The following is a 14,867-nucleotide window of genomic DNA, read 5'->3' on the forward strand; positions in this document are numbered from 1 at the left end:
ATCTTGCCGCTTCCCCGGCCTAGCTCCTATATAGGGACAAAGTTTTCAAGGAACCCGCTGCCATGACTGAAGCTGCTGCTGCAAAGCCCATTCCCGTCACCGTTCTCACCGGCTATCTCGGCGCCGGCAAGACGACGCTGCTCAACCGCATCCTCACCGAAAGCCACGGCAAGCGCTATGCGGTGATCGTCAACGAGTTCGGCGAGATCGGCATCGACAACGACCTGATCGTCGAATCCGATGAAGAAATCTACGAAATGAACAATGGCTGCATCTGCTGCACCGTGCGCGGCGACCTGATCCGCGTCGTCGAAGGCCTGATGCGCCGCCCCGGCCGCTTCGATGCGATCATCGTCGAGACCACCGGCCTTGCCGATCCCGTGCCGGTCGCCCAGACATTCTTCATGGACGACGACGTCCGCGCCAAGACCCAGCTCGATGCCGTGGTCGCCCTGGTCGACGCCAAGCACCTGCCGCTGCGCCTCAAGGATTCTCGCGAGGCCGAAGACCAGCTGGCTTTCGCCGACGTGGTGCTGCTCAACAAGACTGACCTGGTGACCCCTGAAGAGGTCAACCGCATCGAACAGGTCATCAAGGTCATCAACCCGTCGGCGCGCATCTATCATACCGAGCGCTCCAACGTCGATCTCTCCAAGATCCTCGACCTCGGCGCCTTCGATCTCGATCGCGCGCTGGAGAACGATCCGCAGTTCCTCGAACATGGCCATGAAGACCATGTCTGCGGTCCGGATTGCGATCATGATCATGATCACGACCACCATGACCATGATCATCACGACCATGACCACCATGACCACCACGACCACGCCGCTGCCTCGGCCATCCATGATGTGACGGTGCAGTCGATTTCGCTGCGCGGCGGCGAGATGAACCCGAAGAAGTTCTTCCCGTGGATCGAAAAGATCACCCAGGTGCAGGGGCCGAATATCCTGCGCCTCAAGGGCATCATCGCCTTTGACCAGGACGACGAGCGCTATGTCGTCCAGGGCGTACACATGATCATCGAGGGCAATCACCAGCGCGCCTGGAAAGAGGGCGAGAAGCGCGAAAGCAAGCTAGTGTTCATCGGCCGCGAACTCGATCGCCAGAAGATCGAAGACAGTTTTAGGGCTTGCGCCGCCTGATGCTTCTGCCAGCCTTGCGAACCATTTGAGGCTAATGTGACCCAGACCTGGTCCAGCGATGGTGTAGGTAAACGTTGGCGACCACTCATCGATCTCCCCGACCAAAGCCTGTGGCGGGGAGATGTCATTAAACTGCCGCATCACCCGAGCATCGGCCCGCATTCACCGCCGGTCGAGCTGCTGATTTATGAGCTGTGGGGTTACGAGAGCATTCTTGGCCTGATGGTCATTAAAGGCTACAAGGCCGGCATGCCGTATTTCTACGCTCCACCCGAAAGTCAGGGGCAAGGCAAATTAACGCTTGAAACCTCATGGCTTCACGCTAATTGGAACAATTGGTTCGTTTACGCCTATGAACTCGATAAGAATGGCAATCCCAAACCGATGCCTATGGATGGAACATTAGTCATGCGCCGATCAAGCCCTGCACCAAGGTTGAAACTCTGATGCCGACTGTTGCGCCGCTTGACCTCGAAGGCCATGTGCTGGGTGCGTTCTTTCTTGGCGACGTGCCGTTCTTTGCTGCTTCCTCCGGCGAGATTCATCGGCTGGAGTTGGGCCAGAAAACGGTTGAGGCACATCAGGGGCTGCTGGCAGCCGTGGCCGATCCCGCGACCAATTCCATCCTGACAGGCGGCGAAGACGGCAAGGTCAACCGCATCCTGGCAGACGGCACCGTCAAGCAGATTGCCGAAACGCCGCGCAAGTGGATAACATCCGTTGCTGCCGGCCCTTCCGGCGCGGTTGCCTATGTCAACGGCAAGACGGCCACCGTCGTCACGTCAGACGGCAAGTCTCGCGAATTCACCGAAGCGCGCTCGATCGAAGGCGTTGCCTTCGCGCCCAAGGGACTGCGCATCGGCGTGTCGCGCTACAATGGCGTGACGCTCCACTGGGCGGGCACCAATGGCGCGCCGGTCGATCTCGACTGGAAGGGCGCCCATACGATGGTGACCTTCTCGCCCGATGGCCGCTTTCTCGTCACCGCCATGCAGGAAAATGCGCTGCACGGCTGGAAGCTCGACGGCAAGCCCGGCGAGGAAGCTCGCCACATGCGCATGACCGGCTATCCCGCCAAGATCAAGTCGCTTTCCTGGGCGCCGAAGGGCAAGTGGCTCGCCTCTTCCGGCGCGCCGGCAGCCATCGTCTGGCCGTTCTCGGCCAAGGACGGGCCGATGGGCAAGGCGCCGATGGAACTCGGCACGCGCGCCAATATTCTCGTCACATCAGTCGCTTTCCACCCAGCAGAAGAAGTGTTGGCGATCGGTTTCATCGACGGCATGATTTTGGGCGTGCGTCTTGCCGACCAGAAGGAAGCGCTGTTGCGTCGCCCCGGCAAGGGCGCGATCTCCGGCATGAGCTGGTCGCCATCCGGCAAGCTGATCGCTTTTGCATCCGAAGCCGGTGATTGCGGCGTGGTGGATATTTCGGTCTGACCGGATCAGCGAGCTTCTCGCTTTGGCCGTAGCAGAACCTGGTCGCTCCACACGGAAGATCGGGTCTGGGCGATGGCAAAACCCGCCGCCGCTGCTAGCGGCTCGAAAACCTCGAGACCCCTCAGGATCAGCTTGAGCCGGCTGCCAGCAACCAGCCGACGGCGCGCCTCGTCCGCCCGCGTCACCGAACCGACGACGAAACGCGCCGCATATAGCGCCTTCAGATTGGCGACAATGGCCTCGTCGCTGCCATATTCGAACAGGGCGCCTTCCGAGGAGGCTGCAACGACGGCGCCGTCGGATACTGCTCGTTCGACCAGTTCTCGAAGCGGCGACGGATCGTTCCAGTCATAACTGCGGTGTGAAAACGCAATATCGAGACCTGCAAGACGATTGCCATCCCGCATCATCGCAGCTAGCGCGTTGCGCCCGAACCAGGCACCTTTTTCGTCGAGATCCAGTACCTCGATGACAACCTTGCGGCCGGCCAGCGTGTCCTTGAGACGCGCAAGCAACAACAGCGCATTCAGACTGTCGATCGCCGGTCCACCACCGATATTTATCAAGTGCAGCGGAGCCTGCCCGTCGGCCATGATCTCCATCGCTAGGCCCTCCGCAAGCAGGCTCGCAACCTGCTGGGTGCGAAGACGCAGGAACGTCACGTGTGGAGAGGCCGCAAACTTCTTGTCCATTGACGAGTCATAAGGCGGCACGAGGTTTTCGGGGCCAAGCTTCATCACATAGGTGCTGATGCCATCAAGATATTCGGCATCCGAACCGAAAAGCGCATTCACAAGCAGCGACTTCCTGGCGGCCGACCGGATCATCAGCCGCATGAGGAAATTCGGGATGAGCCGACGCTGTCGCTCATTCTGCGTAAACGCTTCATGCAGCGCCTGCAGTGAGGCGGGGTCTTCCTTGACTGCAAAACGCGGGTTCGTGACATCTAGCACCGGCAATTCGAGGCCGTCGCGTGTCAGTGCATGCACGACGCCACCTGCTTTGGAAGGTGATTGCATGATCCCCATGCTCCTGTCCTGTGGTCCGTTGCGTCGGCATATTTTCGGAAGACTGAGACAGGATTAGGGCTACGCAAATGCAGATGAATGGGAGCGGCGGCCATGCCGCCGCCCCTGATCGACCGATCAGGTCATCGGTTTGGGTTCCAGCAAGCCGATTGTTGTCATCGCCGTGTCCATGACGATGGCAATCCAGCCGGTTCCTTCGATTTCGAAGGGCGGGCGGATGACCGAACCGCCGGCGCCGGTGACGGCCGAAATCGACGCATTGATGTCGGCGACGTTGAGATAGGCAAACCAGTCGCTGCTGCCCGGCTGGTCCTTGGGCCAATGCATCAGGCCCGCGACCGGCACAGGCTCGCCTTCGACAAAAGCCAGCGTATAGCTGCCACCCTCGTCCATCGGCATCTCCTGATAGCTCCAGCCCGCGACCTTTGCATAGAAAGCCTTGGACGCCTCAAGATCCGGTGTCATCAGTTCATTCCAGCCGAATGTTCCATGGATCGTCATTACCATCTCCCTTGGTTCTATTGGTGTGAACGCGTTGCTCCTAGCATAGAAATAAGAACATAGCATGAACAATATTTTTGTATGAGAGGCTTGACTCCAAAATGTCCATATCGTATTCAACCAATAAGTTGATAACTAATTGGTTGAATACGATATGGACACGCTGAGCATGACCCTTTCGGCATTGGCCGATCCGACGCGGCGCGGATTGCTTGCCCGCCTCTCGCTCGGAGAGGCGACCGTGGGCGAGCTTGCCGAGCCCTATGACATGAGCCTGGCGGCAGTCTCCAAGCATCTCAAGGTGCTCGAAAATGCCGGATTGGTGTCGCGCGGCAAGACTGCACAGTACCGACCTTGCCGGCTGGATGCCAAGCCGATGCAGGAAGCTGCGGACTACCTCGATCTCTATCGCCGCTTCTGGGAAGGAAATTTCAGCCGGCTCGATGCCCTGCTGGCAGAAATGAAAGCTGACGAAACCAAAAAAGGGAAGGAATGACAATGGATGTCGGACATATGACGATCGTCGCCCAAGGCGATCATGAAATCGCAATCACCCGCCTCTTCGATGCAAAGAGCCAGATGGTCTACGATGCGATGACCAAGCCCGAGCTGATGAAGCGCTGGCTGTTCGGCCCCGACGGCTGGGAGCTCGCGGTCTGCGAAATCGATCTCAGACCGGGCGGCGTCTTCCGCTATGTCTGGCGGCATGCCGAGCGCGGCACCGACATGGGCATGGGCGGCATTTTCATGGAGCTCGATGCGCCGGCAAAGATCGTTCACAAGGAGCTCTTCGACGAGGACTGGACCGGTGGCGAGACCGTCGTTACCACATGGCTGACCGAACTCGGCGGCCGCACCAGGCTTGAAATGACCATTCGCTACGCGTCGTCCGAAGCCCGCGACGGCGCATTGAAGAGTGGTATGGCCCAAGGCATGGAAGCCGGCTATGCCCGCCTCGACGAAATCTTCCAGCAGGCGTGAGCTGCCCGACATGACCTACCTTTGGTGGAGGCCGTCTTCCTGCCGGCCCCCTCCCCGGCATCGCCAAGATTTCCGTTGATGTTGAAGCGCCTTGCTCTATCATCGCGTCCATAATGTCTGGAGCAATGCATGGGGTTGTGGTCGAGACGCATATTTTGGGCTGTGCCGTTGCTGCTGACCGTGCTTATGCAGTCAGCATCGGCAGCAGAGGTCGATTTCCCGTCGCCGGATACCGCGGTGACGGCCAAGAGCACGACAACCTATCTCGATCTTGCCCGCCATTTCGTGCCTGACATCAAGGCCGCCGACGGTGCCTATGTCGGCAAATCCCTCATCCCGCTTCGTCATCTCGGCGGTTCTCCCTATCAGAACAGCGGCGAGGACAATTTCGGCTTCTACGATATCGGCACCGTGCACATGAAGGCCGAGGGCAAGGAGCGGCAGCTTGTGCTGTTTGATTTCGCCCAAGCTGGAAAGACGCTCGAAGGCGTCGCGGTGCTGGCACTTTACGACGTATCGGGTGAACCCAAGCTGCTGGATGCGGTGGATATCGGCTTTGACCAGAGTACCTTTTTCCTCGAGCAGGGCCTGCTGCCGATTTCGCCGGATTCGGACGCCATCCTGACGATGAGCTCGCATTTCAACTCCAGCCAGTCCTACGTGACCGTGGTCATGGCGATGGTGCGCAAGGACAGGTTGGAGCTCATCGACACGGTGTCGCTGTTCGACGAGAAAGCCTGCGGTTTTGAACGCCATCAGACGATTTCCTATGCGGCCAATCCCGGCGCGGGTAAACCCTACGCCCCGATCAACGTTGTCGTCACCGACGCCACGACCGCGACGCTCGAGGATTGCGGCGACGGCGCCCAGCCTTCTGCCAGCCAACGGCAGGTGCGCACGACCTATAAGTGGCAGACGGCAAGTGCCCGCTACACGCCGGATTCCGATGTCCTGTTGAAGCTCGCCAAGGAAAATGAAGGCCGGTTCTAGCCTGCCATGCAATCCTGCGGTTAACTGCAATCAAGCTATGTCTTGAGCGCACTCGACATTTCGTTCAATTCGCTCTATGTAGCCGCCACATTCAACAAAGCGACGCATTGTCGCTGGTATTGTATTCCCATCGGCCTCGCGCCGTCGAATGCATGACATCCGAAAGACATGAAATGACACAGTTTGAAGGCATTGAGCCTGCGCTTGCCGTTGCGCTCGAAAAACGCGGCTATACCGAATTGACGCCGGTTCAGAAGGCCGTTCTGGATTCCGAATTGAAGGGTGCCGATGCGCTCGTCTCCGCCCAGACCGGCTCGGGCAAGACGGTGGCCTTCGGACTGGCCTTCGCCCCCACCCTGCTTGATGGCCGCAAGCGCTTCGAGCGCGCCGGAGCGCCGCTCGCGCTCGCCATCGCCCCCACGCGCGAGCTTGCCCTGCAGGTGGCGCGCGAACTCGAATGGCTTTATGAAGAAACTGGCGCTGTGGTGACCACCAGCGTCGGCGGCATGGACGTGCGCACCGAGCGCCGCGCGCTTGAACGTGGCGCCCATATCGTCGTGGGCACGCCGGGCCGCCTGCGCGATCACATCACCCGCAACACACTCGATCTCTCGTCGGTCCGCGCCGTGGTGCTCGACGAAGCCGACGAGATGCTCGATCTCGGCTTCCGCGAAGATCTCGAGTTCATCCTTGAAGCATCGCCGGAAAGCCGCCGGACGCTGATGTTCTCGGCAACCGTGCCGAAGTCGATTGCCAAGCTGGCGGAAAGCTACCAGCGCGACGCCGTGCGCATCAGCACTGCCTCCTCCGAGCAGAGACAGCATATCGATATCGAGTATCGCGCACTGGCCATGGCGCCGGCCGATCGCGAGAACGCCATCATCAACGCGCTGCGCTTCTATGAAGCCAAGAATGCCATCGTGTTCTGCAACACCCGCGCCGCCGTCAATCACCTGACCGCCCGGCTACACAACCGTGGCTTCACCGTCGTGGCCCTGTCCGGCGAACTCAGCCAGAACGAACGCAGCCACGCGCTGCAATCGATGCGTGACGGCCGTGCACGCGTCTGCATCGCCACCGACGTTGCCGCCCGTGGCATCGACCTGCCCAATCTCGAACTGGTCATCCATGCCGACCTGCCGACCAATCCGGAAACCTTGCTGCACCGTTCGGGCCGCACCGGTCGCGCCGGCCGCAAGGGCGTCAGCGCCCTGATCGTGCCGTCCAATGCCCGCCGCAAGGCCGAGCGCCTGTTGCAGGCCGCCGCCATCCGCGCCGAATGGGCTGCCCCGCCGTCGGCCGATGAAGTCACCGCCCGCGACGACGAACGCCTGCTCGCCGATGAAATCTTCAACGAGAACGTCCGCGAGGAAGAAGCCCATCTGGTCCAGCAACTGCTCGAGAGCCAGGGCGCCGACAAGATCGCCGCCGCCTTCGTCCGGCTCTATCGCCAGGGCCGCTCAGCTCCGGAAGACCTGATCGATATCGGCCCGATCAATGAATATGCGCCGAAGGCACGCGAATCGCGGGGCGGCGACAATTTCGTGCCGCGCGACGATGCCGCGCCGCGCCGCCGCGAAGACTTCGGCCCGTCGACCTGGATTTCGCTGTCGGTTGGCCGCAAGCAGAATGCCGAGCCGCGCTGGCTGATCCCACTGCTCTGCCGCAACGGCAACATCACCAAGAGCGATATCGGCCAGATCAAGATGCAGCAGGACGAGACCTTCGTGCAAATTGCATCCGAAAGCCTCGACAGCTTCCTGTTCAATGTCGGTCCGAACAAGACGCTCGAGCGCGGCATGCGCCTGACCGTTGTCGAAGGAGAGCCCGATTTCGGTCGCTCGCCCCGTTCCGGCCCGAACAAGTTCGAAGGCGAGCGCAAGTCATTTGGCGACAAGAAGTCGTTTGGTGACAAGAAGCCATTCGGCGACAAGAAATCGTTCGGCGATCGCAAGCCGGCATGGGACAAGCCTGCACGTGACGCGGCACCTGCCCGCGAACGTCCGGCACGTCAGGAATTTGCGCCTTCCAAGCGCGCAGATCCGGTCGCCGAGGAATTCGGTGCGACCAACACCAAGAAGAAGTTTGGGCGCAAGCCGGAATTTGCTGGTGGTGGCGCAAACGATCGCGGCTTCTCCGACAGGCCCGGCAAGGACTGGGCAAAGCCCGGCAAGCCGAGTTTCGCGAATTCCGGCGATGCTCCGCCGAAACGCAAGAAGCCAAAGAGCAACGGGTAATCCGTTCGCAGCGTTTTCGCTTGGGGTGGCTCCCTCCTTCATCGATGGAGATAGCCCCCTCATCCGGCGCGACGCGCCACCTTCTCCCCAAGGGGAGAAGAGGGAACGCACCGTATTCGCGCTTCAAGTTCGTTTGAAGAGCGCGCAGAGGGTCCTTTTGGGAATGCCGACGGCCACGATCCTCTTCTCCCCTTGGGGAGAAGGTGGCGCGTCGCGCCGGATGAGGGGGCCGCAACCCGCAGCCTCCCCTTACACGCCCTACTCCAGCACCATATGCGGTGCGCCGTTCGAAGTCTTTTCCAGCGTCCGGCCATCCTCATCCAATGTGCAGGTCACGCGCTTGCGATAGGCCGACCAGCTCTCGAATGTGATGACATCGACCGCTTCATCGAAGTCGAACGTGACGCGCGACATGCCATAGGCGCTGGTGAGCATTTTGATTGCTATCACCGTGCCCACGAATTTCTGGCCGAGATATTGGCCCGAAACCCTGTCGCCAATCGCCAGCGCGCGCTTGGTCGGCGGCATGTTGCCGATTTTGGCGTGCAAGGTGTTCCAGTCGCGAAAGCCGTATTGGCCAGCGATCAGCTCGAGGGATTTCGAGTGGTTCACTTGTGTCCCTTGCCGGGCCAGCGCATCGCGCAGGCGTTTGGCCTGATCTTTCAGGTCTTCCAGCGAGGGGAGTTGGGTCGTATCGCCCATGACTGTCCTCTTTCCTGGCATTCTAGGCGATTACTTGGGTGCCCGCATTGCCAAAGGCCGGAATGCCTTCAATGGAAATAAGACGAGGTCTTGTTTCGGGGAGCTTCACCGTGTCTTGCGACTGCGGGCGGCAGGTGTCCCTAAACCTGCCGCCCGCATAGTCCACCGCACGCAAAAAGTCAAATTTCCACTCAGAACGGATAATGCTGATGCGGATCCTCTATGGTGATCCAGCGCAGATCGGTGAATTCATTGATCGCCGCCTTGCCGCCGAAGCGGCCATAGCCGGAGCCCTTGACGCCGCCGAATGGCATCTGGGCCTCGTCATGCACGGTCGGTCCGTTGATATGGCAAATGCCGGATTCGATGCGTGCTGCCACCGCCATTGCCCGCTGCACATCGCGGCTATAGACCGACGAGGAAAGACCGTATTCCGTATCATTGGCGATGTTGATCGCTTCTTCCTCGTCCTTGACGCGGATGATCGGCTTGACGGGACCGAAGGATTCTTCCTCGAAGCTGCGCATGCCGGGCTTCACATGATCCAGCAGCGTCGCCTCGACCACCGAGCCAGTGCGTTTTCCACCGGCCACCAGCTTGGCGCCCTTGCCGACACCATCGGCGATGAACTCTTCCATCTTCGTTGCAGCCTCCGGCGTCACCAATGAGCCGAGGACCACGTGGCCGCGCGGATCGCCCGCCGGCAGTTTCGAGGCGCGCGCTGCGAGCTTGGCGACGAATTCGTCGGCGATCTTCTCATGCACGATCAAGCGCTCAGTGGACATGCAGATCTGGCCCATATTGGCGAACGACCCAAAGATCGCGCCGTTCACCGCCGCATCGATGTCGGCATCCTCGAGCACGATCATCGGCGCCTTGCCGCCAAGCTCCAGCAGAGCCGGTTTGAGGTTGCGACCGCAGAGTTCGCCGATGCGTCGGCCGACCTTGGTCGAGCCGGTGAAATTGACGCGCCGGACTTCCGGTGCCGCGATCAGCGCCTCGACGATCTCGGCTGCGTTTTCGGGTGCGTTGGAAATGACGTTGACGACACCATCGGGAAGTCCGGCCTCGACGAGCGACTGGCCGATCAGCATGTGCAGGCCGGGGCAGGCTTCCGACGCCTTGAGAATGACAGTGTTGCCGCAGGCGAGCGCCATGGCAATGGCGCGGGTGCCGAGAATGATCGGGGCATTCCATGGCGCGATGCCGAGGCACACACCAGCCGCCTGGCGCACGGCCATCGATAGCGTGCCGGGCTTATCGGACGGGATGATCTCGCCCTGGATCTGCGTCGTCATTCCAGCGGCTTCGCGCAGTATACCGGCGGCCAGCATGGTATTGAAGCCGGCCCAGGGGGCGGTGCCACCCGTCTCCTCAACCATGATCTTGGCGAATTCGTCTCCTTTCGAGGCGAGGATGTCGGCGGCCTTCATCAGCAGCGCGCGACGCTCGCCGGGTCCCGTCTTTGACCACGCCGGGAAGGCAGCATGCGCTGCGGCAACCGCCGCCTTAACGTCCTCGAGCCCCGAGGCCGGTGCGCGGGTCGCGACCTTGCCTGTGAAAGGGTCGAGGCGGTCATATGTCTTGCCCGACTTGGACGGTACGAACTTGCCGCCGATGATCTGTTTGAGTTCCAACATGATGGATGTCCTTACCGTTGTTAGAAGCCGAGTACGTCGGCATTGATCGAGGCTTCAAGGCCTCCGTCACTAGCGATGTTGGCGCCGTTGATCCAGCGAGCACCGTCAGAAGCGAGGAAGAGAATGACCGGTGCGATATCCGACGCGGTGCCGGCACGGCCGACCCGCGAAATGTCGGAATCGACCTTTTCGTCACCCAATACCGAGCGGAATTCCTTGAGGATCTGGGTTTCGACCGGGCCGGGGCTGACGGCATTGACGCGGATGCCGTGGCTCTTGAACAGCGGCGAATGGGCCGCCTTCTGATTCCACAACAGCAGCAATTCCTTGGAGAGCGGATAGCCTTCCTCGTTCTTGACGCCGTTCTGTTCCATCACCGCCTTGATGTCCGGAAAACCCTGGACGCCGACCATGGCCTTGGCGCGTTCGAGATTGGCCCGCCAGCCATAGCCGGCGATCGAGGCAACGTTGACCACCGTGCCGCCCTCGCGGATGCGCGGCGCCACGGCTTCCGACAGGGCGCGCAAGCCATAGAAATTGATCGCCAGCGTCGCCTCGGCGCCGACTTTGCCGGATATGCCAGCGACATTCAGCAGCGCATCAAACTGCTTCGGGAGTTGTTTGACCACCTCTTCGATGCCGGCGGGGCTGGATAGGTCGCCCTTGATGAAATTCGCGGCTGGAACGGCCGGTTGCTTCATGTCGATGCCGATGACATCGGCGCCGAGGGCGACCGCCAGTTCGGCCGTGCGTGCGCCGATGCCGGACGACACGCCCGTGATCACGAGTGTCTTGCCGAAAATCATGTCATTCTCCCTGTCTTGAAATCTTGTTCTTGATTGTCAGGCGATAGCCGACCGGCATCAGCGAAATGCCGGTGCGGGTCTCGAATGCACCCCAAAGCCCCTTGGGAAAGAACAGTGCGAACACCAGTGCCACGACGCCCAGGCCGATGAGATACCAGACGCCCAATCCGCCGAACCATGTCTCAATAACGAAGAAGATCAGCGCACCAAGGATCGCACCCTCGAACGTGCCGATGCCCCCGACCAGCACCATGAAGATCATATAGGCCGTCCACTGCACCGAAAAATAGGTCTTCGGCTGGAAGCTGGTGGCGCTGGCCAACCAGAGCGCGCCGGCCACGGCCGTGCCGAACGCGGCCAGTACAAACAGCTTTCGCTTGGTGGCCATGACATCGACACCGAGCGATTGGGCCGCATCCTCGTTGTCACGGATGGCCTGGATCGCGGCGCCCGTCTTGCTTCGCAAGAGCACGAACAGACTCGCCAGGATCGCCGCCATGCCACCGAGCGCCAGCCAGAAGATGATGGCGCGCCGCGAGCCGGACGCATAGGCATTGAGCGAGATCAGCGATGTACCCGTCTCGCCCTGGATCAGGCCGTCGAGATTGACGAGCAGGTGGGTCAATGCCGAGACCACCCACATACCGATGGCAAACTCCCCACCCTTCAAGCGCAACATCGCAAACGAAAGCGGATAGGAGAAAGCCGCGACGACGAAGCCGGACACGACAATTGCCAGGAACGGATCGAGCCCCTTGTCGGCGAGCTTGACCGTGACATAGGCGCCGAGGCCGAAAAACACCTGCTGGCCGACGGAAACCAGCCCGCCAAAACCGGCCAGTGCATTCCACATCGCCGCCAGGATGACATAGATGAACAGCGCCGTGATCCGGTCGACAGCGCCGGCGCCCATGAAGCTCGGAAACAGCGCCAGCACCACCAGCACGCCGACCGCGAACCAGACGGCAATCCGCGAGGCGCGTGTCCAGCGATGGACGTCCCTGGCAGCACTGGACATTGTCGAAGCGCTCATATTGCGGCCCCCCGGTTCATGAGTTTGGCGGGCAGCGATGCAAGATCGGGGAGAAACAGCCGCGCCAGCAGGATGATGAGGAACACCGCATGGCCGGCAATCAGAAAGCCGAGCGGGTGGAACGACGCGCCTATCGTCTGGGCGACGCCAAGAATGATACCACCGATCAGCGTGCCCCAGAGCGAACCCGCGCCACCGATCACCGCTGCCTCAAACGCGAACAGCAATTGGGGCGCACCCGAATAGGGCTCGAAGGTCGCCCGCATGCCGAGGAACATGCCGGCGATCGTCACGGTCACCATGGCAATCGCCGCAGCGGCGGCGTTGACCCGCCCCGCATCGATGCCCATCAGGCCGGCCGTGTCCGGATCTTCGGCCGTAGCACGGATCGCGCGGCCGAGCGTCGTGTGGCTCAGCATCAGTTGCAGGCCGGCAAGCAGGACCACCGCCGTGGCGAAGATCAGTATCGGCAGCTTGCCGACATAGAGGCCGCCCGGCAATTCCCACGAGGCCCAGGACAGATCGCCGATGGCGCCCGCCAGCGATCGCGTATCGGCGCCGAACTGTTCGAACAGCGAGTTGTCGATGACCATGGCCAGGCCGAAGGTTGACAGGATCGGCAGCAACTGGCCGCCCCGCGCACTACGATCAAGGATGAATCGCTGCAACAACCAGCCGACAATGGCCATGACGACGACAGCGACGATGAAGCAGGCAAACAGCGGCAGATGGACCTTTTCGCCCAACATGAAGATCAGGTAGGCGCTGGCGACGGCCAAACTGCCATGAGCGAGATTGATGATCCGCATCACCGAGAACATGAAGGCAAGGCCACAGGCGATGACGGCGTAGTAGCCGCCGAGCAAGACGCCCTGAAGGATCTGGTTGATCATGCCGCGTCTCCCCTGTGCACGGATTTCCGGAGGCCAAAATAGGCTTGCGTCACCTCTTCGCGCGTCAATTCCTCCGCCCTGCCCTCCAGAACGGCTCGGCCTTCCAGCATGCAGATCAGCCGGTCGGCAACCGCCATGGCACGCGACAGGTCCTGTTCGACGAGGATGATGGTCGTGCCGGATTTCATCAGGCCGTCCAGTGACGCGTAGACGCGATCGACGATCAGCGGCGAAAGGCCCAGCGAGACTTCATCCAGCAGCAGCACATCGGGATTGCTCATCAGTGCCCGGCCGATGGCGGTTGCCTGCTGTTCGCCGCCCGAGAGGTGGCCTGTCTTGTGGTTTATGCGCTTTTGCAGATTCGGAAAGATTTCGAGAATCTTGTCGATCGACCAATCGCCCTTGCGTCCGGCCATGCCACCGAGCTTCAGATTTTCCGCCACGGTCATCGAGGCAAACATGCGCCGGCCTTCCGGCACCAGGGCAATACCGCTGGCGACGCGCTTGTGGGATGGCAGTGCCGTGACGTCCTCGCGCTTGAGCCTGATGTGGCCGGAGGCGACGGGGTGGGCGCCTGCCAGCGTGCGCAACAGCGTTGTCTTGCCGGCGCCATTGGCACCCACCAACGCCAGCGTCTCGCCTTTGCGGACATGAAAACTCAGGCCACGCACCGCTTCGAGCAGGCCATGCCGCGCCGTCAGATTTTCAACCTCGAGAATGTTCATTTCGGCCCTCCGCCCAGATAGGCCTTGACCACATGCGGGTCCGACATCACGCTTTGCGGATCGCCATCGGCGATGATCTTGCCCGCATCCATGCAGATCAGCCGATCGACGACTTGCAGCAGGACATGCACGATATGCTCGATCCAGACGATGCCGATACCACGGCGTTTCAGTTCCTGGATCGTCAGGACCAGTTCCTGCGCCTCCGAATCCGTCAGCCCGCCGCCGATCTCATCGAGCAGCAACACTTTCGGTCCAGTCGCCAGCACACGCGCCAGTTCAAGCCGCTTGCGGTCGAGCAGACCCAGTGTTTCAGCCTTGCGATTGGCGACGTCAAGCATGCCGCAGAGTTCGAGCGACTGGATCACCCGCTCATAGGCCTCGTCACGATTTTTCGCACCGTTGTGTGAAGCGGCGACATAGACATTTTCAAACGTCGTCATGCCCGAGAAAGGCTTTGGCACCTGATGCGTTCGCACCAGACCGGCGCGGCAGCGGTCCGCCGATGTCTGCCGCGTCACATCCTTGCCATCGAAGCTGACGGAGCCTGCGCTCGGCGGATAGGCGCCGGACAGCGTCGCGAGCAAGGTGGTCTTGCCCGCGCCGTTCGGCCCGACGATGCCGACCGCCTCGCTCAGTCCCATGGAGAAATCGACATCCTCAAGCACAAGCAGTGACCCGAAGCGCTTGTGGATGCCTATCCCCGAGAACCGGCCGGGGCCGGTTCCATTCTGTTGCAGATCCAGCATC

At 61.0% G+C, this 14,867-nt stretch carries 16 protein-coding genes; 7 read left to right on the forward strand and 9 right to left on the reverse strand.

The window, feature by feature from the left end; all coding sequences use genetic code 11:
- The first annotated feature begins 62 nt into the window (after positions 1-62).
- Genes ACXHRN_RS22890 through ACXHRN_RS22900 form a run of 3 tightly spaced genes read left to right on the forward strand, consistent with a single transcriptional unit; the run spans position 63 to position 2,581 of the window.
- Positions 63-1,145 (forward strand): CobW family GTP-binding protein, encoded by a 1,083-nt coding sequence (locus tag ACXHRN_RS22890; protein WP_488638584.1) that lies wholly within the window; start codon positions 63-65, stop codon positions 1,143-1,145.
- Positions 1,146-1,181: 36 nt separating this feature from the next.
- Positions 1,182-1,592 carry an Imm45 family immunity protein gene (imm45, locus tag ACXHRN_RS22895; protein ID WP_488638585.1) on the forward strand — a complete coding sequence of 137 codons (411 nt, stop codon included), beginning with the start codon at positions 1,182-1,184 and terminating at the stop codon, positions 1,590-1,592.
- A complete protein-coding gene (locus ACXHRN_RS22900) occupies positions 1,592-2,581 on the forward strand; it encodes a WD40 repeat domain-containing protein (RefSeq protein ID WP_488638586.1) in 990 nt (329 codons plus the stop codon). The genes imm45 and ACXHRN_RS22900 overlap by 1 nt, the downstream gene beginning before the upstream one ends.
- 5 nt (positions 2,582-2,586) lie before the next feature.
- Here ACXHRN_RS22900 and ACXHRN_RS22905 read toward each other — a convergent pair whose 3' ends face one another.
- Both ACXHRN_RS22905 and ACXHRN_RS22910 read right to left on the reverse strand, forming a co-directional pair.
- Positions 2,587-3,600 carry a hypothetical protein gene (locus ACXHRN_RS22905; protein WP_488638587.1) on the reverse strand — a complete coding sequence of 338 codons (1,014 nt, stop codon included), beginning with the start codon at positions 3,598-3,600 and terminating at the stop codon, positions 2,587-2,589.
- A 126-nt stretch (positions 3,601-3,726) separates the two neighbouring features.
- A complete protein-coding gene (locus ACXHRN_RS22910; protein ID WP_488638588.1) occupies positions 3,727-4,110 on the reverse strand; it encodes a VOC family protein in 384 nt (127 codons plus the stop codon).
- Between the two features lie 154 nt (positions 4,111-4,264).
- On the opposite strand from ACXHRN_RS22910, the gene ACXHRN_RS22915 reads away from it, so the two are divergent.
- The 4 genes from ACXHRN_RS22915 to ACXHRN_RS22930 all read left to right on the forward strand — a co-directional run bounded on the left by ACXHRN_RS22915 (position 4,265) and on the right by ACXHRN_RS22930 (position 8,318).
- The gene (locus ACXHRN_RS22915; protein WP_488638589.1) at positions 4,265-4,606 is read left to right on the forward strand and encodes an ArsR/SmtB family transcription factor; all 342 of its coding nucleotides are present in this window, start codon (positions 4,265-4,267) and stop codon (positions 4,604-4,606) included.
- A gap of 2 nt (positions 4,607-4,608) precedes the next feature.
- Positions 4,609-5,091, forward strand: coding sequence for an SRPBCC family protein (locus tag ACXHRN_RS22920; protein WP_488638590.1), 483 nt, complete (start codon positions 4,609-4,611; stop codon positions 5,089-5,091).
- 129 nt (positions 5,092-5,220) lie between these two features.
- A complete protein-coding gene (locus tag ACXHRN_RS22925; protein ID WP_488638591.1) occupies positions 5,221-6,081 on the forward strand; it encodes a hypothetical protein in 861 nt (286 codons plus the stop codon).
- A 173-nt stretch (positions 6,082-6,254) separates the two neighbouring features.
- Entirely contained in the window at positions 6,255-8,318 is a 2,064-nt protein-coding gene (locus ACXHRN_RS22930; protein ID WP_488638592.1) for a DEAD/DEAH box helicase, read from the forward strand.
- A gap of 258 nt (positions 8,319-8,576) precedes the next feature.
- Here ACXHRN_RS22930 and ACXHRN_RS22935 read toward each other — a convergent pair whose 3' ends face one another.
- The 7 genes from ACXHRN_RS22935 to ACXHRN_RS22965 form a co-directional block, all read right to left on the reverse strand.
- The gene (locus ACXHRN_RS22935; RefSeq protein ID WP_488638593.1) at positions 8,577-9,020 is read right to left on the reverse strand and encodes a glyoxalase superfamily protein; all 444 of its coding nucleotides are present in this window, start codon (positions 9,018-9,020) and stop codon (positions 8,577-8,579) included.
- Between the two features lie 191 nt (positions 9,021-9,211).
- Positions 9,212-10,660, reverse strand: a complete 1,449-nt coding sequence (locus tag ACXHRN_RS22940; protein ID WP_488638594.1) for an aldehyde dehydrogenase — start codon at positions 10,658-10,660, stop codon at positions 9,212-9,214.
- Positions 10,661-10,680: 20 nt separating this feature from the next.
- Positions 10,681-11,466, reverse strand: a complete 786-nt coding sequence (locus ACXHRN_RS22945; RefSeq protein WP_488638595.1) for a coniferyl-alcohol dehydrogenase — start codon at positions 11,464-11,466, stop codon at positions 10,681-10,683.
- Position 11,467: 1 nt separating this feature from the next.
- The gene (locus ACXHRN_RS22950; protein ID WP_488638596.1) at positions 11,468-12,499 is read right to left on the reverse strand and encodes a branched-chain amino acid ABC transporter permease; all 1,032 of its coding nucleotides are present in this window, start codon (positions 12,497-12,499) and stop codon (positions 11,468-11,470) included.
- Positions 12,496-13,392, reverse strand: a complete 897-nt coding sequence (locus ACXHRN_RS22955; RefSeq protein ID WP_488638597.1) for a branched-chain amino acid ABC transporter permease — start codon at positions 13,390-13,392, stop codon at positions 12,496-12,498. The genes ACXHRN_RS22950 and ACXHRN_RS22955 overlap by 4 nt, the downstream gene beginning before the upstream one ends.
- The gene (locus tag ACXHRN_RS22960) at positions 13,389-14,117 is read right to left on the reverse strand and encodes an ABC transporter ATP-binding protein (protein WP_488638598.1); all 729 of its coding nucleotides are present in this window, start codon (positions 14,115-14,117) and stop codon (positions 13,389-13,391) included. The genes ACXHRN_RS22955 and ACXHRN_RS22960 overlap by 4 nt, the downstream gene beginning before the upstream one ends.
- A complete protein-coding gene (locus tag ACXHRN_RS22965; RefSeq protein WP_488638599.1) occupies positions 14,114-14,866 on the reverse strand; it encodes an ABC transporter ATP-binding protein in 753 nt (250 codons plus the stop codon). Before ACXHRN_RS22965 ends, ACXHRN_RS22960 begins: the two co-directional genes overlap by 4 nt.
- Position 14,867: the final 1 nt, after the last annotated feature.

It is taken from the genome of Shinella sp. OV683 (assembly GCF_057787725.1).